This window comes from Streptomyces sp. NBC_01775 (assembly GCF_035917675.1).
GTDB lineage: Bacteria > Actinomycetota > Actinomycetes > Streptomycetales > Streptomycetaceae > Streptomyces.
The window spans coordinates 955,464-974,098 of the sequence record NZ_CP109104.1; the positions used below are offsets into that span (position 1 = coordinate 955,464).

General features: G+C 71.8%; 16 protein-coding genes. 10 read left to right on the top strand and 6 right to left on the bottom strand.

Annotation, left to right across the window (positions count from 1 at the left end; all coding sequences use genetic code 11):
• Positions 1-105: 105 nt before the first annotated feature.
• The 4 genes from OHB04_RS04640 to OHB04_RS04655 all read left to right on the top strand — a co-directional run bounded on the left by OHB04_RS04640 (position 106) and on the right by OHB04_RS04655 (position 2,834).
• A complete protein-coding gene (locus tag OHB04_RS04640; RefSeq protein ID WP_326686393.1) occupies positions 106-942 on the top strand; it encodes an alpha/beta fold hydrolase in 837 nt (278 codons plus the stop codon).
• 16 nt (positions 943-958) lie between these two features.
• The gene (locus OHB04_RS04645) at positions 959-1,840 is read left to right on the top strand and encodes a helix-turn-helix domain-containing protein (RefSeq protein ID WP_326806853.1); all 882 of its coding nucleotides are present in this window, start codon (positions 959-961) and stop codon (positions 1,838-1,840) included.
• A complete protein-coding gene (locus OHB04_RS04650) occupies positions 1,837-2,256 on the top strand; it encodes a helix-turn-helix domain-containing protein (protein ID WP_326686395.1) in 420 nt (139 codons plus the stop codon). The genes OHB04_RS04645 and OHB04_RS04650 overlap by 4 nt, the downstream gene beginning before the upstream one ends.
• Positions 2,257-2,627: 371 nt before the next feature.
• Positions 2,628-2,834, top strand: a complete 207-nt coding sequence (locus OHB04_RS04655; protein WP_326806854.1) for a hypothetical protein — start codon at positions 2,628-2,630, stop codon at positions 2,832-2,834.
• Between the two features lie 262 nt (positions 2,835-3,096).
• On the opposite strand, the gene OHB04_RS04660 is transcribed toward OHB04_RS04655, so the two are convergent.
• Positions 3,097-3,657, bottom strand: a complete 561-nt coding sequence (locus OHB04_RS04660; RefSeq protein WP_326806855.1) for a GNAT family N-acetyltransferase — start codon at positions 3,655-3,657, stop codon at positions 3,097-3,099.
• A 432-nt stretch (positions 3,658-4,089) separates the two neighbouring features.
• Here OHB04_RS04660 and OHB04_RS04665 point away from each other — a divergent pair, with 432 nt between their 5' ends.
• The 4 genes from OHB04_RS04665 (at position 4,090) to OHB04_RS04680 (ending at position 11,426) form a co-directional block, all read left to right on the top strand.
• Positions 4,090-5,766 (top strand): bifunctional cytidylyltransferase/SDR family oxidoreductase, encoded by a 1,677-nt coding sequence (locus OHB04_RS04665; protein WP_326806856.1) that lies wholly within the window; start codon positions 4,090-4,092, stop codon positions 5,764-5,766.
• Positions 5,763-7,583 carry a CDP-glycerol glycerophosphotransferase family protein gene (locus OHB04_RS04670; protein ID WP_326806857.1) on the top strand — a complete coding sequence of 607 codons (1,821 nt, stop codon included), beginning with the start codon at positions 5,763-5,765 and terminating at the stop codon, positions 7,581-7,583. Before OHB04_RS04665 ends, OHB04_RS04670 begins: the two co-directional genes overlap by 4 nt.
• Positions 7,576-10,257 (top strand): CDP-glycerol glycerophosphotransferase family protein, encoded by a 2,682-nt coding sequence (locus OHB04_RS04675; RefSeq protein ID WP_326686400.1) that lies wholly within the window; start codon positions 7,576-7,578, stop codon positions 10,255-10,257. The genes OHB04_RS04670 and OHB04_RS04675 overlap by 8 nt, the downstream gene beginning before the upstream one ends.
• Before the next feature lie 83 nt (positions 10,258-10,340).
• Positions 10,341-11,426, top strand: coding sequence for an acyltransferase family protein (locus tag OHB04_RS04680; RefSeq protein ID WP_405806729.1), 1,086 nt, complete (start codon positions 10,341-10,343; stop codon positions 11,424-11,426).
• Positions 11,427-11,702: 276 nt separating this feature from the next.
• On the opposite strand, the gene OHB04_RS04685 is transcribed toward OHB04_RS04680, so the two are convergent.
• The 3 genes from OHB04_RS04685 to OHB04_RS04695 all read right to left on the bottom strand — a co-directional run bounded on the left by OHB04_RS04685 (position 11,703) and on the right by OHB04_RS04695 (position 13,978).
• Entirely contained in the window at positions 11,703-12,275 is a 573-nt protein-coding gene (locus tag OHB04_RS04685; protein WP_326686401.1) for a TetR/AcrR family transcriptional regulator, read from the bottom strand.
• A gap of 70 nt (positions 12,276-12,345) precedes the next feature.
• Positions 12,346-13,758 (bottom strand): amidase, encoded by a 1,413-nt coding sequence (locus tag OHB04_RS04690; RefSeq protein WP_326806858.1) that lies wholly within the window; start codon positions 13,756-13,758, stop codon positions 12,346-12,348.
• A complete protein-coding gene (locus tag OHB04_RS04695; protein WP_326806859.1) occupies positions 13,745-13,978 on the bottom strand; it encodes a hypothetical protein in 234 nt (77 codons plus the stop codon). Before OHB04_RS04695 ends, OHB04_RS04690 begins: the two co-directional genes overlap by 14 nt.
• A 100-nt stretch (positions 13,979-14,078) precedes the next feature.
• Between OHB04_RS04695 and OHB04_RS04700 the strand changes: the two genes are divergently transcribed.
• On the top strand, positions 14,079-14,981 hold the full coding sequence (locus OHB04_RS04700) for an MBL fold metallo-hydrolase (protein WP_326686405.1): 903 nt from the start codon (positions 14,079-14,081) through the stop codon (positions 14,979-14,981).
• Positions 14,982-15,065: 84 nt separating this feature from the next.
• Here OHB04_RS04700 and OHB04_RS04705 read toward each other — a convergent pair whose 3' ends face one another.
• Positions 15,066-15,980, bottom strand: coding sequence for a serine hydrolase (locus OHB04_RS04705; RefSeq protein WP_326686406.1), 915 nt, complete (start codon positions 15,978-15,980; stop codon positions 15,066-15,068).
• Complete coding sequence (locus OHB04_RS04710) at positions 15,977-16,849, bottom strand: LysR family transcriptional regulator (RefSeq protein WP_326686407.1); 873 nt, start codon at positions 16,847-16,849, stop codon at positions 15,977-15,979. Before OHB04_RS04710 ends, OHB04_RS04705 begins: the two co-directional genes overlap by 4 nt.
• Before the next feature lie 123 nt (positions 16,850-16,972).
• Here OHB04_RS04710 and OHB04_RS04715 point away from each other — a divergent pair, with 123 nt between their 5' ends.
• Positions 16,973-18,616 (top strand): penicillin-binding transpeptidase domain-containing protein, encoded by a 1,644-nt coding sequence (locus OHB04_RS04715; protein ID WP_326806860.1) that lies wholly within the window; start codon positions 16,973-16,975, stop codon positions 18,614-18,616.
• Positions 18,617-18,635 lie beyond the last annotated feature (19 nt).

Sequence of the window (18,635 nt, forward strand, 5' to 3'; positions counted from 1 at the left end):
AGGCCTGGCTTTCGAGCGCTCGCCGGAGCGGAGTCCGGCGGTCGTCAGCCGCACGACGACATTTGTACAAGACCGACAGCCGGCAGCCCATGCAGCATCCCTCGCATGAGTGAGTACGACGTTGAGTTCTCGCATGGAATGCACGTGGTCCATGACGGCCCGCGGAAGGCGCCGCCCCTGTTGCTCATCCACGGATCGGGGGCCTCGGGCGGCTCCTGGAGCCCGATGGTGCCGGCGCTCGCCGGCCACCATCACGTCATCCGGGTCGACCTCCCGGGCTGCGGCCAGTCCCCGCCCGCGGCGTCATACGACGTGGCCGATCAGGCGGGCCGGGTGGCGGCGCTGCTCGACGACCTCGGACTTCGTCAGGTCGCCACGGCCGGGCACTCCAGCGGCGGCTACGTCGCCACCGCGCTTGCCGAACAGCGCCCCGACCTGGTGGGGTCGCTCGCGCTGATCAGCACCGGCCCGAGTCTCGACGCGCTCCTTCCGCAGCCGCTCATCCTTCGGGTCCTCTTGGGCCCGCCTCTCGGCCCGCTCCTCTGGTCGATGCGTTCGGACGCGTGGATCCGCGGCGGGATCAGGGCGACGACCGTTCGCCCGGTGGACATCCCGGACGACCTGGTCGCCGGGGTACGGGGCATCACGTACCGCGCGTTCCGCACGGTGGCGCGCCGGTACACCGCGTACATCACCGAGCGGAGCGTGCCCGAGCGTCTCGGTGCCCTGGAGTTCCCGGTGCCGGTGCTGGTGCTCTTCGGTGCCGCCGATCCCCGCTGGGATCCGTCGTCGGCACGTCAGTACGGCACGGTGCCGACGGCGCGGGTCGAACTGCTGCCCGGCGTCGGGCACATACCCCTGCTCGAAGCGCCGGAGAAGGCCAGCAAACTGCTGCTGGCCTTCACATCAACGGGCCTCGGCACCCCGCCCGTTGTCCCCTGAGACCTAGACTGGTCGCATGCCGCCGACCGGGCCACCACCCGACTGGGCCACGGTGGACATCGCAGTCCCGCGCCCGTCAGATCGGCTGCCGGGGATCAGCATGGCCGGGTTCCGGCAACAAGTTCCCGCGTCCGCGGACATCGCCATGGTCGCGCACCCGTCCGTCACCCTGCTCGTCGACCTGAGCGAGGGAGAAGGCTTCGTCTATGACACCCATGGCCGGCGCGGGCGCGGCAGTGCCGTCGTCGGGCTCCTCCCCGGCGATCTTCGAGCAGGCGGTCGGGTGGACGAGTTGCTCCAGATCCGGCTGGAGCCGGTCGCGGCGGCTGCCGTGCTCGGCGCATCGACCGAGCTCAGCGGGACGGTGGTGTCGCTGGAGGACGTCTGGGGCCGCGACGCCGGGCGAGCCGAGGACAGGCTGCGCGCCGCCGGGTCGTGGGACGAACGGTTCACGATCGCGGGGGAATTCCTCGGCCGACGACTGAGCGCCCGCCCACCGGTCGACCCGGAGGTCGCGCACGCCTGGCGACGGACGCTCACCAGCCGGGGGCGGGTGCGGGTCGACGGGCTGGCGGACGAGGTCGGCTGGAGCCGCAAGCGCCTGTCGGCCCGTTTCCGCTCGCAGCTCGGCATCACACCCAAACGCGCCGCCCGGCTGGTGCGGTTCGACCACGCCGCCCACCTCCTCGCGGCGGGTCACGCCGCCGCCGACGTTGCCACCGAGAGCGGCTACGTCGACCAGTCCCACCTCCACCGCGAGGTCAAGGCGTTCGTCGGGCTCACGCCCACGGCCGTGGCCGTCGCGCCGTGGCTCGCGATTGACGACGTCGCGTGGCCGGCTTCCTCGCCGACCCGGCGCCCTGTGACGGGTGGAGAACGCGTCCCCGCCCCTCGTTGAACGGCCTGCCTGGCGGCGACCGGCTGCGCGCGCTGCGCAAGGCGCGGCACCGGACCCTGCGGACCGTCGCCGAAGCCGCCGGGATCAGTGAGGGCTATCTGAGTCAGATCGAGCGCGGGCAGGCGAACCCGAGCATCGCCACCCTGCAACAGATCGCCTCGGCGCTCGGGCTGAAGGTGGCCGACCTGTTCGGCGACGACTTCGCCAGCGGGCCCGGGTCCTGCGCGCCGACGAGGCACCCCGGCTCGCTCTCGGGGTGCTCGGCGGCCGGAAGTTCAGGCTCACCCCTGGACCGCAGCCTGCTGGCCCGCTCCCGCGCGGGGATGGGAACAGAGGCGGACGGGGCGGAGCCGAAGCGGGAACAGGAGCACGCGCCGAAGCAGGAGCAGGCGACCAGTGGAGGGGGCGGCGTGTGAGGCTGCTCGGCGACGCGGTCGGGGTCGCGGGTCGCGGGCCCCGAGCCGTCGCCGTCGGGCCGGAGACCAGCCACTTCGCCCCCTTCCCAGGGCCCTCCCACAGCTGTCGGAAAGTTTTTTGTGGTTGGGGTGAACTTTCTTGTCGTGCTCGTCATCGAATGTTGTGTACGGCCCGGTAACCGGGGGTGGCAGCAGCGTGGAGCAGGGAGTCGAGGGCAGGCGATGGCACGGCATGAGGACATGACCAACGGGCCCGGTGCGCGGGAGGACGGCCGGGCCGGCACCGGCCTGGTCCCCGCACCGGCCCGGCCAAGCCGGCCGGGCGGGGCGGTGCGGTGCGGGCCGCGGCGGTCACCGCGGCAGCAACAACGATGACGACGCCTCCGGGCCCTCACGAGGTCCGGGGACACGACTCCAGCACACCAGGCAGCCGCACCACCCAGGACCCCAAAGCCGCCCTCATCACCCCACCCGGCCAACACACCCCCCTCCGCACCACCTGGAACAACGGCCCCCTCACCACCAGCAAAACCTCCACACCAAAAATCGGCACCCTCAACCCCGGCACCGGCACCTGACCAGCACCCACCCCAGGGAAACCAACAGGCACCCGGCCCACACACCCCCCGCACCACCTACCCGCCCGGTCAGACGGGAGCCTCCCGGGCAACAAGGTGCACCGCGGGGCCCGGGCAGGAGCGCGGCCGGCACCCGTACCGCGTCCACGGAACCTCAACCCCCATACGAGGAACCCACAGACGCACGCCACCGCGCTCCCGCCCGGATTTCCGGCCCATGAGGGCATGAGGGAGGACCATCCAGGGGGGAGCCCAACGGGTCTCAGGCGGGGCGGGTGCCCGCGCGCCACTCCGGTGCGAGCACCGACCAGATCTCTATGTCGTACCACTTTCCCCGGTGGAGACGGCTCTCCCGCAAGGCGCCGTCCTTCGTCATCCCGAGGCGGCGGGCGACGGCGATGCTGGGCTCGTTGGCCGCCGCGACCTGCCACTCCACGCGGTGGAAGCCCCGTTCCTCGACGACCCAGTCGATGATCACGCGCGCGGCTTTGGTCACCAGGCCCCGGCCGGACGCGGACGGCTCCAGCCAACAGCCCGCCTCGGCGGTACCTGCGGCGACGTCCATCGTCCGGAAGAGGACTCCTCCGACCAGCTTGCCGTGCGTCCAGATCCCGTAGATCCGCCCGCTGTCGGCGGCGGTCTTCTCGGCGTACCCCTGAAGGAAGGCGCGGCTCGACTCCAAGTCCGTGGCGGCGTCGGGCAGTCCTATGTACTGCCCGATGAACTCCCGCCCCCGGTCCATGTGGTTCAGGAACTCCTCCGCCTGCCACGGCTCCAGCGGGCGCAGTTCCGCACCATCTTCATCGAGGGATATGGCGTACACCGTTGTCCTTGTCCTCCACCGTCGATCCCGTCCCGCTGCGCCGGGATCCTCCCACGGCCCGGCGACCGGTCGCGAGGGGGTTTCTTCTCCGGCTGCCACCACACGGTCAACGCCCGCCGCACCCCCCGAAGTCCCCGCCGGCCGGGGCTCCACAGCCCGGCCGACGGGGACTTCGGGGGCGCCTGCGTGGGCCGGAAGGGACGGAACAGGACGGAGTCCTCCCGTACCGATAAATGCGCCCCGTATCCATGGCGTGTGAGGAACCGGTCACAGTTCGTACTGTCACCCACACATCTCAAACGTCATAAACACGTAACTGACCACAACCGTTTACCTATCTGGGTGATCAAAGATGCGCGCGGTTCAGGTTGACCCCCCGACCGCGTCGTTTTCTCCCCCCAGCTCGACCTCACAGTGCAAGGCAGGTTTCTCGTGGCTTCTCATATACGCACGACCGCTGTCGTCCTCGCGGGCGGCACAGGGCAGCGCGTCGGTCTGTCCATACCGAAGCAGCTCCTGAAAATCGCGGGAAAATCTGTGATCGAGCACACGCTGACCGTGTTCGAGCAGGCTGAGGACATCGACGACGTGCTCGTTCTGATGACACCCGGCTTCGTCCCCGAGGTCGAAAAGATCGTCGAGAAGGCCGGACTGACCAAGGTGCGCCAGGTGCTGGAGGGCGGCGCCAACCGCAACGCCACCACGGAGAACGCCATCGCGGCGCTGAGTGAGGGGCTGGCCGGGGGCGAGGAGCGGTATGTGCTGTTCCACGACGCCGTGCGCCCCCTGCTCTCCCAGCGGGTCATCCGCGAGTGCGTCGCGGCGCTGGGCCGCTACCAGGCGGTGGATGTCGCCATCCCGTCCGCCGACACGATCATCGTGACCCGCCGGCACGGCGCGGACGGGGAGTTCATCACCGATGTGCCGGACCGCTCGCGGCTGCGCCGGGGCCAGACCCCGCAGGCGTTCCGGCTCTCCACGATCCGCCGCGCGTACGAGATCGCGGCCCTGGACCCCAATTTCCAGGCCACCGACGACTGCTCCGTGGTGCTGCGCTACCTGCCGGACGTTCCCATCCACGTGGTGGAGGGCGACGAGTACAACATGAAGGTCACCCAGCCCGTCGACGTCTTCCTCGCCGACAAGCTGTTCCAGCTGGCGTCCGCCGCGGCGCCCGAGCGGTCCGACGCGGAGGGGTACGCCGAGGCGCTGCGCGGGCGGACGATGGTCGTGTTCGGCGGCTCCTACGGGATCGGCGCCGATGTCGCCGCGCTCGCCGAGGGCTTCGGTGCCCAGGTGTTCGCGTACGGCCGCTCGACCACCGGCACCCACGTGGAGGACGCGGAGCAGGTGGCCGAAGCGCTGCACCGGGCCTACAGCGCGACCGGCCGCGTCGACTATGTGGTCAACACCGCCGGGGTGCTGCGCGTCGGGCAGCTCGCGGAGACCGACCTGGACACCGTGGAGGAGGCTCTGCGGGTCAACTACCTCGCCCCTCTGCACATCGCGCGTGCCGCGCACAAGTACCTCGCCGAGACCGGTGGCCATCTGCTGCTCTACACCTCCAGCAGCTACACCCGGGGCCGCGCCGGCTACAGCCTCTACTCCTCCTCCAAGGCGGCCCTGGTCAACCTGACGCAGGCGCTGGCCGACGAGTGGGCGGCGGACGGAATACGGGTGAACTGCGTCAACCCGGAGCGCACCGCCACCCCGATGCGCACCCGCGCCTTCGGCCAGGAGCCTCCGGGCACGCTGCTGAGTTCCGAGGCTGTCGCGCACGCCTCCCTCGATGTGCTGCTGTCCACCATGACCGGCCATGTCATCGACGTCCGCCAGCAGGACCCCACCCGCTCCCCCGCCGCGGCATCCGCGTTCGAGAAGGCGCTCGCCGCCCAGCTCGACGAGAGCCTGAGCGAGGGCATCGGCGCCGATCTGGGCAAGAGGCCCGAGCCGAGTGAGAGGCCCGGTCCGAGCACCGAGGCCGCGCCGAGCATGACCGAAACGCTGAGCACCGGCACCACGCTGAGCACCGACGCCGTGCTGAACGTGAACGTGAACGCCACGCTCAGCACGGACGCCGATCTGAGCAAGAACGAGGTCGTCGCATGATCCGCATGGCCGAAGAACGGCGCGAACGGCTGCTGCACGCGGCACGCGTCGGCTCCACCGGTGAACTGGCCGCTGCCGTGGTGCTGGTGTGCGGCTTCCCGCTGCTGCTGACCGCGTCGCTGCTGGGGCAGGTGGGACTCTTCGCGGCGGTGGGCGCCGCCACCTACCTCGCCGACCACTTCCTGCACCGCCGCGCCAGCTACCTGCTGAGCAGGATGGCGAAGGCGCGTGCGGGGCTGGGTGTCCGGTTCCTGCTGCGGCATCTGATGCTGGTGCTGCTGTTGACCCGGCTCGACCTGGCCGACAGTACGGCCCTGGCCGCGATTAGCTGCTTCGTCGCCTTCCACGGGCTCCAGGTGCCGCACAGCGCGCTGTCCACGCTGCTGCGCAACCGGCACAAGCTGCCGGTGGCCACCGTCAACATCGACCTCACCCGGCTCGGTGTCCCCGCTCCCCCGCCCCAGGCGCTGCTGCACCGGGGCGCGGAGAAGATGCAGCACCTGGACCTGTTCGCGGTGGCCGGAGTGCTGGCCGCCGCGGCGGGCGCGCCCGAGGTCACGGCGTACGCCGGAATCGGTGCCACGCTCGGGCTGGCCACCTTGTACGTCCTCGCGCTCGCGGCCTATCTGCGCCGCGGCAAGCTCCCGCCGCGCCGCGAGAAGGTGCTGGAGTGGTTCGACGGGTGGCTGGCCGAGCACCAGCCGGACACCGTGCTGTACTTCTCCGGCTCACCCGAGTCCACCTACCAGGTCTCGATGTGGCTGGAGACGATGGAGGACCTGACGCGCCGTGGGCTGCGCCCGCTGGTGCTGCTGCGCGAGCGGTACACGCTGGAGACCCTGGCACCGACCACCGTGCCGGTCGCCTGCGTGCCCTCGGCGGTGCACCTGATGAACTTCGACCTGTCCATGCTGCGCGTGGCGCTGTACCCGGCGAACGTCGGCAAGAACATCCACCTGCTGCGCGAGCCGACCATGAAGCACGTCTTCGTCGGCCACGGCGACAGCGACAAGATCGCCAGCGTCAACCCGTACAGCAAGGTCTACGACGAGGTGTGGACGGCCGGGCGGGCCGGGCGGGACCGGTACGCCACGGCGAACGTCGGCGTCCGTGACGAGGACATCGTCGAGGTGGGCCGCCCGCAGCTCGCCCCTGTGATGGGCGGACCGCTGCCGCGCGCGGACTCCGTCCCGACCGTCTCGACCGTGCTGTACGCGCCCACCTGGGAGGGATGGACGGACGATCCGGGCAACACCTCGCTGATCCTGGCCGGGGAGCACATCGTGCGCGCCCTGCTCCAGTCGCCCGACCCGGTGCGCGTGATGTACAAGCCGCACCCCTTCACCGGCACCCGCTCGCCGCTCGCCCGCGAGGCGCACGAGCAGATCACCGCGATGATCCACGCGGCCGGCGGCGACCACCAGGTGATCACCGGCCCCGAGCCGAAGCTGTACGACTGCTTCAACGCCGCGGACGCGCTCGTCTCCGACATCTCTTCCGTCGTCTCGGACTGGATCGCCAGCGGACGCCCCTACGCCGTCACCGACTCAGCCGAGCTGGGTGAGGAGGAGTTCCGGCGGCAGAACACCGCGGTGCGTGCCGCGGTCATCCTGGACAACAGGGCGAACGGCGTCGGGCAGCTGCTGGCCGCCCTGCGCGACCCCGCCTCCGATCCCCTGGCCGCCGCACGCACCGAGTTGAAGACCTATCTGCTGGGCCCCACCGGCACCGACCCCCTGGCCCGCTTCGAGCTGGCCGTCAAGGAGCTGGCCACGAAAGCGGGCCTGCGCAACCTGGAGTCCCTGACCCATGAGTGACACGATCCCCGAAGAACTCGCCCGCGGCCTGCGCTATTTGCCGGAGGCGAACGAGGAGGAGCGGGCCGCCTTCCTCACCGCCGCGCGCGCCCACTGGAGCGCGGAGAACGGTCCCGAGCGGCTGGCGCCGCCCGAGCGGCTCGCCTGGACGCTGGTGCGTCAGGGCCGGCTCGATGACGTGGTGACGCTCCTGCGGTTCCAGCGCCAGCACCCCGGCGGCTTCCAGGTGCGCGGACTGCGCCGCGCCCGCGCCGTCTTCCCCGACGTGGGTCAGGTGCCGCTGCGCGGCGCGGAGGACCTGCCGGTGCGCACGAAGCTGACGGAACTGGAATGGCAGCCGGACGGACGGCTGCTGGTGCGCGGCTGGGCCTATCTGGCCAACGTGCCGGTGGCCGAACGGCCACGGCTGCCGAGGATCGGCCTGCTGTGGCGCAAGGGCAGCCGGCGCCGCGCGCCGTTCACCGTCCGCGCGGTACGGATGCCGGAGGCGACCGCGGCGTCCAAGCAGGCGCTGCACTGCTACGACTGGTCCGGCTTCGAGTTCCTCCTCGACCCCGAGAAGCTGCCGGGAGGCGGCAAGCCCGGCGTCTGCCACATCGGCCTCGTCCTGCCGGGTCCGGGCGGGCCGCACGGGGCGCAGCTGGTGAAGAACGTGGTCGGCTCCGGCGGCCACACCCAGGTGCGGCACACCACCGACGGCCGCCGTCTGGTGGCCGGGTTCGACTCCAAGGGGCGGCTCCAGGTGACCCTGGACGCGGTGCCGGCGGAGATCACCGGCCACCGGCAGGACGACACCGTGCTGGAGCTGACGGTGCGCCGGTACGGGGTGGACGTCAGCAAGCTCCAGATCGGCGAGCACCACTACACCGTGGCCGAGGACGGCACCGCGCGCATCCCGCTGGCCCGGCTGCACGAGGTGGAGAGCCCGCACGGCAAGACCCACGACTGGCACTGTCACCTGCTGCTGCCCGACGGCAGCAAGCGGCGCGCCACCGTCTCCCGGGACTTCGCCGCCGGCGCCTACGAGCTGCCCGGCGGGCGGGAGGTGGCGCTCACCACGGACGGTCCCGGCCTGCTGAAGCTGCACGACCGGGCCCGCCAGCCGGTGGTGGACACCCTGTCCTGGACGCCGGAGGGCACGCTGCTGCTGGAGGGCGTCTACACCGGCCCCGGCGAGGGGGCGCGGCTGGTGCTGCGGCACGGCGGCCAGCACGAGGAGAAGCACCTGCCGCTGAGCTACGACCCGGCCACGCGCCGCTTTTCCGCCGAGGTCCGGCCGCTGGAGATGGACACCTACGAGCCCGACGTCACGCTGCCGCTGCGCAAGGGCCGCTGGTACTTCTCCTTCCGCGCCGAGGGCGTCACCACGCACCGGCGCGACGTGCCGGTGAAGCTGCGCGCCGACCAGGTGGGGCGGCTGCCGCTGGAGCACGACGCGGGGCACCGCGGCTACCGGGTGGAGCGGCGCTACTTCGACCGCATCTATCTGGAGGCCCGCTCCCCGCTGGGCGAGGACGAGCGGGGCGCCTACCGGCAGCACCTGCTGCGGACCGAGTTCACCCCCCGGCAGAAGCAACAGCCGCTGCGCGAGGCCGTCTTCTACAACAGCTTCGGCGGCAAGCAGTTCTCCGACTCCCCCCGGGCCGTCCATGAGGAGCTGAAGCGCAGGGGTGTGGAGGTGGAGCACCTGTGGTCCGTATCGGACGGCCAGGTGCGGGTGCCGGAGGGAGTCACGCCGCTGGAGTGGCACTCGAAGGAGTGGTACGAGGCGCTGGCGCGCAGCCGGTACGTCGTCACCAACGTGGGGCTGGGCGACTGGTACACCAAGCGGGAGGGGCAGACGGTCGTGCAGACCTGGCACGGCACTCCGCTGAAGAAGATCGGCGCCGATCTGCTGGGCACCCCCAAGGCCAACCCCGCCTACATCGCGTCCCTGCCGCACCGCTTCCGGCAGTTCGACATCACCGTCTCTCCCAACGCCTTCTCCACGCCGATCATGAAACGTGCCTTCTGCGCCGAGGGCGAGGTGCTGGAGTCGGGCTACCCGCGCAACGACCTCTTCCACTCGCCGGAGCGGGTCGCCCTCGCGTCCCGGGTACGCAGGACGCTCGGCATCCCGGAGGGCAAGAAGGTGGTGCTGTACGCGCCGACCTGGCGGGACGATCAGCGGCACGGCGGGCAGCGGTTCAAGCTCGATCTCCAGGTCGATCTGGCCGCCGCCGAGCGTGAGCTGGGCTCCGACCACGTCTTCCTCTTCCGCAAGCACCCGAAGATCCTGGACGCCATCCCCGGTGCGGGTGAGGGGTTCGTGTACGACGTGTCGGGCTACCCGGACATCGCCGAGCTGTACCTGCTCGCCGATGTCCTCATCACCGACTACTCCTCCGTGCTGTTCGACTTCGCGCACTCGGGCCGTCCGATGCTCTTCTTCACCTACGACCTGGAGCACTACCGGGACACCCTGCGCGGCTTCTACTTCGACTTCACCGAGCGGGCCCCCGGGCCGCTGATCAAGACGAGCGAGGAACTCATCGCCTCGATCCGTGACATCGAGGCCGTGGCCGCTGCCCACAAGGACCGGTACGCGGACTTCGTCCGGGACTTCTGCGAGCCCTCCGACGGGCTCGCCACCACCCGGGTCGTGGACCGCATGCTGGAGCTAGGGCGCCTGTGAGGGTACCGCTGCCTCCCGCGGTGGCCCGGGGCCGGTCCGGAGAGCAGGAACAGACCGGACCGGCCCCGGCCCCCGCGGGAGGCGTGCGAGAGACGGCGGGACGCGGTGCGGGCGTCGCCATGCGGGACCCGTACTTCGACAACGCGAAGTACCTGGCGATCGCGCTGGTCGCCGCCGCCCACTCCTGGGAGCCGTTCTGGGACGACAGCCGGGCCGCCACCGCGCTGTACCTGTTCGTGTACGCCTTCCACATGCCGGCGTTCATCATGATCTCCGGCTACTTCTCGCGCGGTTTCACGCTGACGCCGCACAGGGTCAAGCGGCTGGTGGCCGGGGTCGCGGTGCCGTACGTGGTCTTCCAGACGGCCTATGTGCTCTTCCGGCGCTGGGCGCACGACGAACCGGACTACCCGCTCAACTACTTCGAGCCCTGGTTCGTGATGTGGTTCCTCCTGGCGCTGTGCGTCTGGCGGCTGCTCACGCCGGTGTGGGAGCGCCTCCGGTGGCCCGTGACGGTGTCGGTGGTGATCGCGGTCATCGCTTCGGTGTCGCCGAGCGTGGGCAACGATCTGGAGCTGCAACGGGTGCTGCGGTTCATGCCGTTCTTCGTGATCGGGCTGAAGCTGCGCGGGGAGCACTTCGCGCTGGTACGGCGGCGGTCGGCCCGGCTGTGGGCGCTGCCGGTGCTGCTGGGTGCCGTGGCGTTCGCCTACTGGGCTGCGCCGCGGATGAACCACCAGTGGCTCTTCCTCCGTGACCCGGCGCAGGATCTGGGCGTCTCGGCGCCGGCGGGCGTGGTGATGTCGCTGGCGATGGCGGCCTGTTCCCTGGTGCTGAGCGCCTGCTTCCTGGCCTGGGTACCGGGGCGGCGGCTGTGGTGTACAGCGCTGGGCACCGGCACGCTCTACGGCTTCCTGCTCCACGGCTTCCTGGTCAAGGGCAGCCGCTGGTGGGGCTGGTATCGCCCGGACCGGGTCCACACCCCGCTGGGCATGGTGGCGGTCACCGTGCTCGCCGTGGCCGTGGTCACCGTCTTGTGCACCCCGGCGGTCCGCCGCGCCCTGCGCTTCGTGGTCGAGCCCCGCATGGACTGGCTGTTCCGGGACCGGGCCCCGCGCTCCCGGGCCGACCGCCCGGCCGGCGGGCGGGCCGAGCGGCTGAGGAGCTGAGCGGCGGTGCCGGACGCGGCTCCTTTCCGCCCTACCGCGTCCGGCACACCCGTTCCTACCCTGGGACACCCCAGGAGAGGAGACACCTCATGCCCCTGCTCACGCCGGTTGCCGACAAGGCCAAGCCCTACGGCGACGACGACGAAGACGCCGAGCCGCAGAAGAGGCAGGAAGACGAGGACCGGGAGCGGCAGTCCGAGACGGAGTAGCGCCCTGTCCCTCGCGGCGGATCTGCCCCCGGCCCCCGGCCCCCGCGCGCCCCGGCCCCGGGAGGGGTCAGGGCAGCGGCAGGAAGCGGTAGAAGACGGTGACGACCAGATCGCGGGCGTACTGCGAGTCGAGGAGCCCCGGGCGGAAGAGGATGCGGTACATCATCGGCGCCACGACATGGTCCACCACGACGTCGAGAGCCGGGGCGACCTCGCCACGCTTCGCCGCGCGGTCGCGGATGATCTCGATCTGTTCGACGGCGTAGGCCGAGCAGCGCCCCGCGTTGCCGCCGTCCGGATCGCCCGCGAGGGCGTCCCGGATGTAGGAGCGGCCCGCCGGGGAGGACATCTCCTCAAGGAAGCCGACGGCCCAGTGCTCCAGGTCCTCCCGTACGCTGCCGAGGTCGGCCGGGCCCGCCTCGGGCCGCAGCCGCTCCACGGCGACGTCGGCCAGCAGTTCCTGGAGGTCTCCCCAGCGACGGTAGATGGTCGACGGGGTGACGCCGGCGCGGGCCGCGACGAGGGGGACGGTGAGGGTGTCGCGGCCATTTTCGGCCTCAAGCTCACGCACCGCCGTGTGGACGGACTGCTGGACGCGTGCGCTGCGCCCGCCGGGGCGGGCTGCCGGTCTGGGGCTCATGATTTCATCTTAACGCAAAATCGTTGCTTGAAGCGTGGGTCCCGTTGACCGGCCCCGGCCCGCCGCCCGTTCACCCGGCGGGGGCGAGCGCCGCCACCACTCCCCGGGCCGCCGCCTCGTAGGCCCCGCCGACATCCAGGAGCGTGGCCTCGCCGAGCGGCCTGCCGATGAGCTGCATGCCGACGGGCAGCCCCTCCCCGTCGAGGCCGACGGGAAGGGAGAGCGAGGGGACGCCCGCGATGTTCGCGGGGGCCGAGAGCCGGACGTAGGTGTCGCTCACGCTCTCCTCGGTCCCGTCCGGCCAGCGCACGCTGTGCTGGTCGCTGCGGGCAGCGGTGGAGGTCACCGTCGGCGCGGCGATGACGTCGACCTCGTCGAACAGCCCGGCCCACGCCTGCCGCATGAGCGTGCGGGCACGCTGGGCGCGCAGATAGTCGCCGGCCGGGACGAGCGCGCCGGCTTCGAGCAGGACGCGGACGTCGGGGGCGTACCGCTCGGGCGAAGAGCGCAGGGTCTCCTCGTGGTAGGCGGTGGCCTCGGGCACCATCAGGCCCCAGTGGGTGGCCTGCACGTACTCGGACATCGGGATGTCGACGTCCACGAGTTCGGCGCCCAGCTCGCGCAGGTGCCCGATGGCGTCGCGGACCGCCTTCTCCACCTCGGGAGCGACCCGGTCGAAGTAGTAGTTGCGCGGGACGCCGACACGCAGCCCGGTCAGGCGCTCCCCCGCGCGGCGCTCCCCCGCACGGGGCGGCCCGAGGGCGGGCCGGCCGGGCAGCGAGGCCGGGTCCCGGGGGTCGTGCCCGGCGATGGCGGCGAGCACGAGTCCGGCGTCCTCGACGGTGCGGGTGAGGGTGCCGACGTGGTCCAGGGACCAGGACAGGGAGGTCACCCCGTGCCGGGGGACCAGGCCGTAGGTCGGCTTGAGGCCCACGACGCCGTTGAGGGCCGCGGGGACCCGGATGGAGCCGCCGGTGTCCGTACCCAGCGCGAAGGTGGCCTCGCCCGCGGCGACCGCGACCGCCGATCCGCCGCTGGATCCGCCCGCGACGCGGCCGGGGGCCCACGCGTTGCGGGTCTGCGGGGTCGTCAGCCCGAAGGCGAACTCGTGGGTGTGGGTCTTCCCCAGCAGGACCGCGCCCGCGCCTTGGAGCCGGGCCGCGACGGTGCTGTCCTCGACGGCCATGTGGCCCTCGCGCACCCGGGAGCCGGCCGTGGTCGGCAGGCCCGCGACATCGATGAGGTCCTTGAGCCCCATCGGGATTCCGTGCAGCGGGCCCCGGTGACCACCCGCCGCGATGTCCCGTTCCGCCTGGACCGCGGCGCGGCGCGCGGAGTCCGCGGCCACCGAGACGTAGGCCCCCAGGCGCGCTTCCACCGCCGCGACACGGCCGAGGACGGAGTCGGTCAGCTCGACCGGCGACAACTCCCCCGAGTCGATCGCCCTCGCCGCGTCGGCGAGCGTCAGCTCATACGGCTGCATGGCCGGCCCCCTTCGTCCCGTCCTCGTCCTCGGTGCGCACGGCGCGGTACGCGGCGGCCGGGACGGTCTCGCCGAGGTCCAGGTTCCGCAGGACCGCGAGGACGCCGTGGATGTGGTTGGCCGTGGCGGCCACCGCCTCGTGCCGCCCGGTTTCGAGGGGCACGCCGGCGCGCAGCGCCCAGCGGGCGCCTTCCGCCGGGGTGAGATCCGGGGTGGTCATGGTGCACCTTTCCTTAAAGCGGAATGTTTGCGTTAACGGCACCGTACGGCCTACCGTGCCGTTAACGCAAAAGAATCGCTTTAGAAGGAGATCCCGGGGCATGCACCAGACCTGGACCGTGGGCGACCTGCTCGTCCACCGCATCGACGAAGTCGCGCTTCCCGCACAGACCGGCCCCTGGCTCCTGCCCGAGGCCACCCCCGACCTCGTCGGCCGCACTCCGTGGCTCCAGCCGCACTTCGCCGCCCCCGACGGCGTGCTCCGCCTGGCCAGCCACAGCTTCGCCTTCACCGTGAACGGGCTGCGCGTGCTCGTGGACACCGGCATCGGCAACGGCAAGACGCGGGCCAACCCGGCCTGGCACGACCTCGACACCGCCTACCTCCAGCGGCTCACCGAGGCCGGTTTTCCGCCCGAGTCGGTCGACCTGGTCCTCCTGACCCATCTGCACACCGACCACGTCGGCTGGAACACCCGCTCCGAGGGGAGCACCGACGGCGCTGACGGCCCCTGGGTCCCCACCTTCCCGAACGCCCGGTATCTGACCTCGCGCGCCGAGTGGGACCACTGGGCGTCGGCGGAACTGGAGGAGCCCCGGAAGCAGATGTTCCGCGACTCCGTCCACCCCGTGCGTGACGCGGGCCTGCTGGACCTGGTCGACGTACCGGACACCGGCACCGAAGTGGCACCCGGCGTCCGCCTGTTGCCCACGCCGGGCCACACCCCGGGCCAGGTCGCCGTCGAACTCAGCAGCGCGGGGCGTACCGCCGTCATCACCGGCGACTGCGTCCACCATCCTGTGCAGCTGCGGCATCCCGATATCACCAGCTGCGTGGACACCGACCCGGTGCGGGCCACACGGAGCCGGCGCGAGCTGCTCGCCAGGCTCGCCGGCACCGAAGCCCTGCTCCTGGGCAGCCACTTCCCGCCGCCGACCGCCGGGCTGGTCGTCCCCGAGGGGAGCGACTACCGCTTCGAGCCCGTCGCGGGCACACCGGCTTGACCGGTGACGCTTTGAGCCCGTCACCCCGTCACCCCGTCAAGGGCGTCCCCCCTGTCACCCCGGCACCCGCATCCGCACCCGGCATCACGTGCCCTCGTTGCCGCGCAGCTCCTCCACAGCGGCGCGGGCCGCCGCGCCGATGACGGCGTCCGCGCGCGGCAGCTTGCTGTCCGCGCGGGCCGCCTGGGTGAAGACCACGGCGGTGTACACGCTGCCGTCCGCCAGCTCGACCACTCCGGCCTCGTGGCGCATCGATCCGAACGTCCCGGTCTTCCCGAAGACGGTCACGTCGTCGTAGGGGAACCCGGAGGCGAGCCGGTGCGACCACGCCTGCCTGCCCATCGTCTCGCGCATGAAAGCGCAGCTCTCGGGAGAAGCTGCCGTGCCGGTCCAGATCGCCCGCAGCAGCCGGGACATGTCGGCAGGCGTGGTGGACGCCTTGGACCAGGGCTTGTAGACGACGGCGGGCACCGTGGTGTCGTTGTCCGACATGCGCTCCATCGCGGCGCTCAGCGATTCGGCCCCGGTCTCCGTCACCAGCTGCTCGAACGTGGTGGCGGCCCCGCCGAGGACATGGGTGTCCGGCATGCCGAGGTCCTGGCACACCTCGTCGACCGCGGCGGTGCCGACCCGTCGCAGCACCACGTCGGCGGCGGTGTTGTCGGAGATGCTCATCATGAGGACAACCAGGTCGCGCAGCGACACGGTGACCGGGTCCCGCAGAACGGAGATGCCGGTCGGCCCCGGCATCCGGTCGGACGGACCGAGCGTCACCCGCTGGGCGGGGTCGATCCTTTCGGCGTCCGCCAGCCGGCAGAAGGTGACCATCAGCGGCACCTTGTAGACGGACCCCACGGGGACCGCTTCGTCGGGGTCGACCGTCACGCATGCCGTCGGACGGCGCAGCTCCGCCACGTGCAGCCAGCCGCGGACCCCGGCGTCGGCGAACATGCCGCGGATCGCCCGCTGGGCGTCGCTCTCCCGCCCGGCCCCGCTCACTCCGCCACCTGTGAGGACAGCGCGTCCACCAGGAGCTGCGCCGTCCGCGCTGTCGCCTCGCCGCCGGGCCGCCGGGCGTCCCACACCACCCGCAGCCGCAGGGGCAGCGGGGGGTCGGTGGCCGGGGTGCTCTCGACGCCGTCGGCACTCAGCGTGGTGTCGGCGGTGACCAGCGTCGCCTGGCCGGCCGCCACCAGGGCGAGTCCGGCGCGTTCGTCGGAGACCACGACGGTCTCCACCCGGCGCCCGCGGCTGGCCAGGGTGTCGACGAACAGGTCGTGCGCCGCGGGAGCCTCCTCGCGCGGGCGTACGGCGACGGGCAGACCACTCCCGCTCCCCCGCGGCCCGGCCAGGGACTCCGTGGGGGTCAGCAGCCGGGTCGGGAAGAGCACCACCGGGCCGGCGGCCAGCCCGGGCAGCACGGCGGGATGCCGGATGACGGCGAGGTCGAGCCGCCCGGCGGCGGTCTCCGCCAGCAGCGTGGCGGTCGGCGCCGTGGAGACCACCAGCCGGGTGCGCTCCCCGGCGCGGGCCGGGGCCGCGGCGACGGCTGCCGCGACCCACGCGGGCACCTCGGGCGCGAGCCCGAGCCGCAGCCGCCGGCCTTCGGCCTGTTCGCGTGCCCCGGCCTCCCGCAGCTCCGTGAGCGCGGCCAGGGCCCGGCGCGCGTGGGGCAGCAGCAACGAGCCCTCGTCGGTGAGGGTGACGCCCCGGCTGCGGTCGAAGAGGCGGACGCCCAGCAGCGCCTCCAGCCTGCGCAGCCCCTGGGACAGGGGCGGCTGCGTGATGCCCACGCGCTGCGCGGCGGCGCCGAAGTGCTCCTCCTCGGCCAGCGCGACAAAGATTTCCAGGTGTCGTTCGGTGAGCAACGCGCTCCCCTGACGTGCGTGGATATGCAGATCGAATCGATTCGACGTCGAGAGTGTATTCGACATGGCGACAAACTGCCGCCTTGACTGTGATCGGCTCCCGGCACACCGAAGGAGGACGCCTTGTCGCACCCGGAATACCCGATACGGCCCGCACAGGACCGCCCTCGACGCGGCCGGCGTTGGGCCTTGGGCATCCTCGCCTTCGTCCTGCTCATGACGGGCGGTGGTTACGCCGGCTATCGGCTTCTCGGCGACGGCTCCACCGACCCCCAGGTCACAGCCGCGCAGGAGCGCCTCCAACCCTTCCTGCGGGCCTGGCAGAAGAAGCAGGCCAAGCAGGCCGGCGAGTACACCGACAGCCCGACCGAGGCCGAGTCGCTTCTCGACTCGGTCATGACGAACCTCAAGCCGTCCCGGACGAAGATCACCACCGGGGACGGTGAGCGGAAGGGCGAGGGCGACGTGCGGGTGCCCTTCAAAGTGAACATGCGCATACCCGGGGCCGGCGCGTACGCCTGGGACTCCGAGGCCCGCCTGCGCGAGCGGTCCGGCAAGTGGACCGTGATGTTCTCCTCGCCGATGGTGCATCCGAAGCTGCGGCCGGGCCAGACACTGGCGCTCTCCGGCAAGGACGCCCGGGGAAAGATACTCGACAGCAAGGGCGATGAGCTCCAGGCCGCCTCGCTGACCGGCGGGGTCGACGGCACGAGCGGCAAGGGCACCTCAGGGCTCCAGGCCCGCTACGACGACCAACTCTCCGGCGGGAAGGGCCCGCGCAAGGCCGTGGTGGTCGCGGACCGCAACACCGGGAAGGCCGTGAAGAAGCTGACGGCCACCAAGGAGGCCAAGGGCCGTCCGGTGCGTACGACCATCGACCCGCGCGTCCAAAAGGCAGCCGCCGACGCCCTGTCGGGGGTCAAGAAGAACGCGGCGCTCGTCGCCGTCAACCCGCGCACCGGGAACATCCTCGCCGCCGCCAACAAGCCCGGCGGCATGAACCGGGCACTGGAGGGGCGCTACGCGCCCGGCTCCACCTTCAAGGTCGTCACCGCGGCGGCCCTCCTGAACAAGGGAATGCGCCCCGCCGACGCCGGCCCCTGTCCCAAGTTCGTGCAGGCCGACGGCCGGCGCATGGAGAACCAGGGCCAGTTCAGCCTGCCCGCGGGCACGACGTTCGAGGAAGACTTCGCGCAGTCCTGCAACACCTTCTTCATCGGGGCCAGGGACAAGCTGTCCGACTCCACCCTGCGCACCACCGCCGAGTCGTTCGGCATCGGCGGCAAGTGGGACGTGGGCGCCGCCACCTTCGACGGCAGCGTCCCGGCCAACACCAGCGACGGTGACAAGGCCGTCGCCGTCATCGGCCAGGGACGGGTGGAGGCATCCCCGCTGGTGATGGCGTCCCTGGCCGGCACCGTCAAGAACGGGACGTTCCAGCAGCCCGTGCTCGTGCCGGACGGGGTGCGCAAGAAGCACCGTGCGCCCCGGAACCTGGATACGCGGACGGTGTCCGACCTGCGCTCCATGATGCGCTCGGTGGTGACCAAGGGTTCCGGAGACGCGCTGAAGGACGTGCCGGGCGGGCCGCACGCCAAGACGGGCACCGCCGAGTTCGGGACGGACAAGCCCCCGCGCACCCACGCCTGGATGATCGGCTACCAGGACGACTCCCAGCTCGCCTGGTCGGTGCTCCTGGAGGACGGCGGCTCCGGCGGCAAGGACGCCGGTCCGGTCGCGGCGCGGTTCCTGAAGAACCTCTCCTGAAGAACCTCGGCCGGTAACG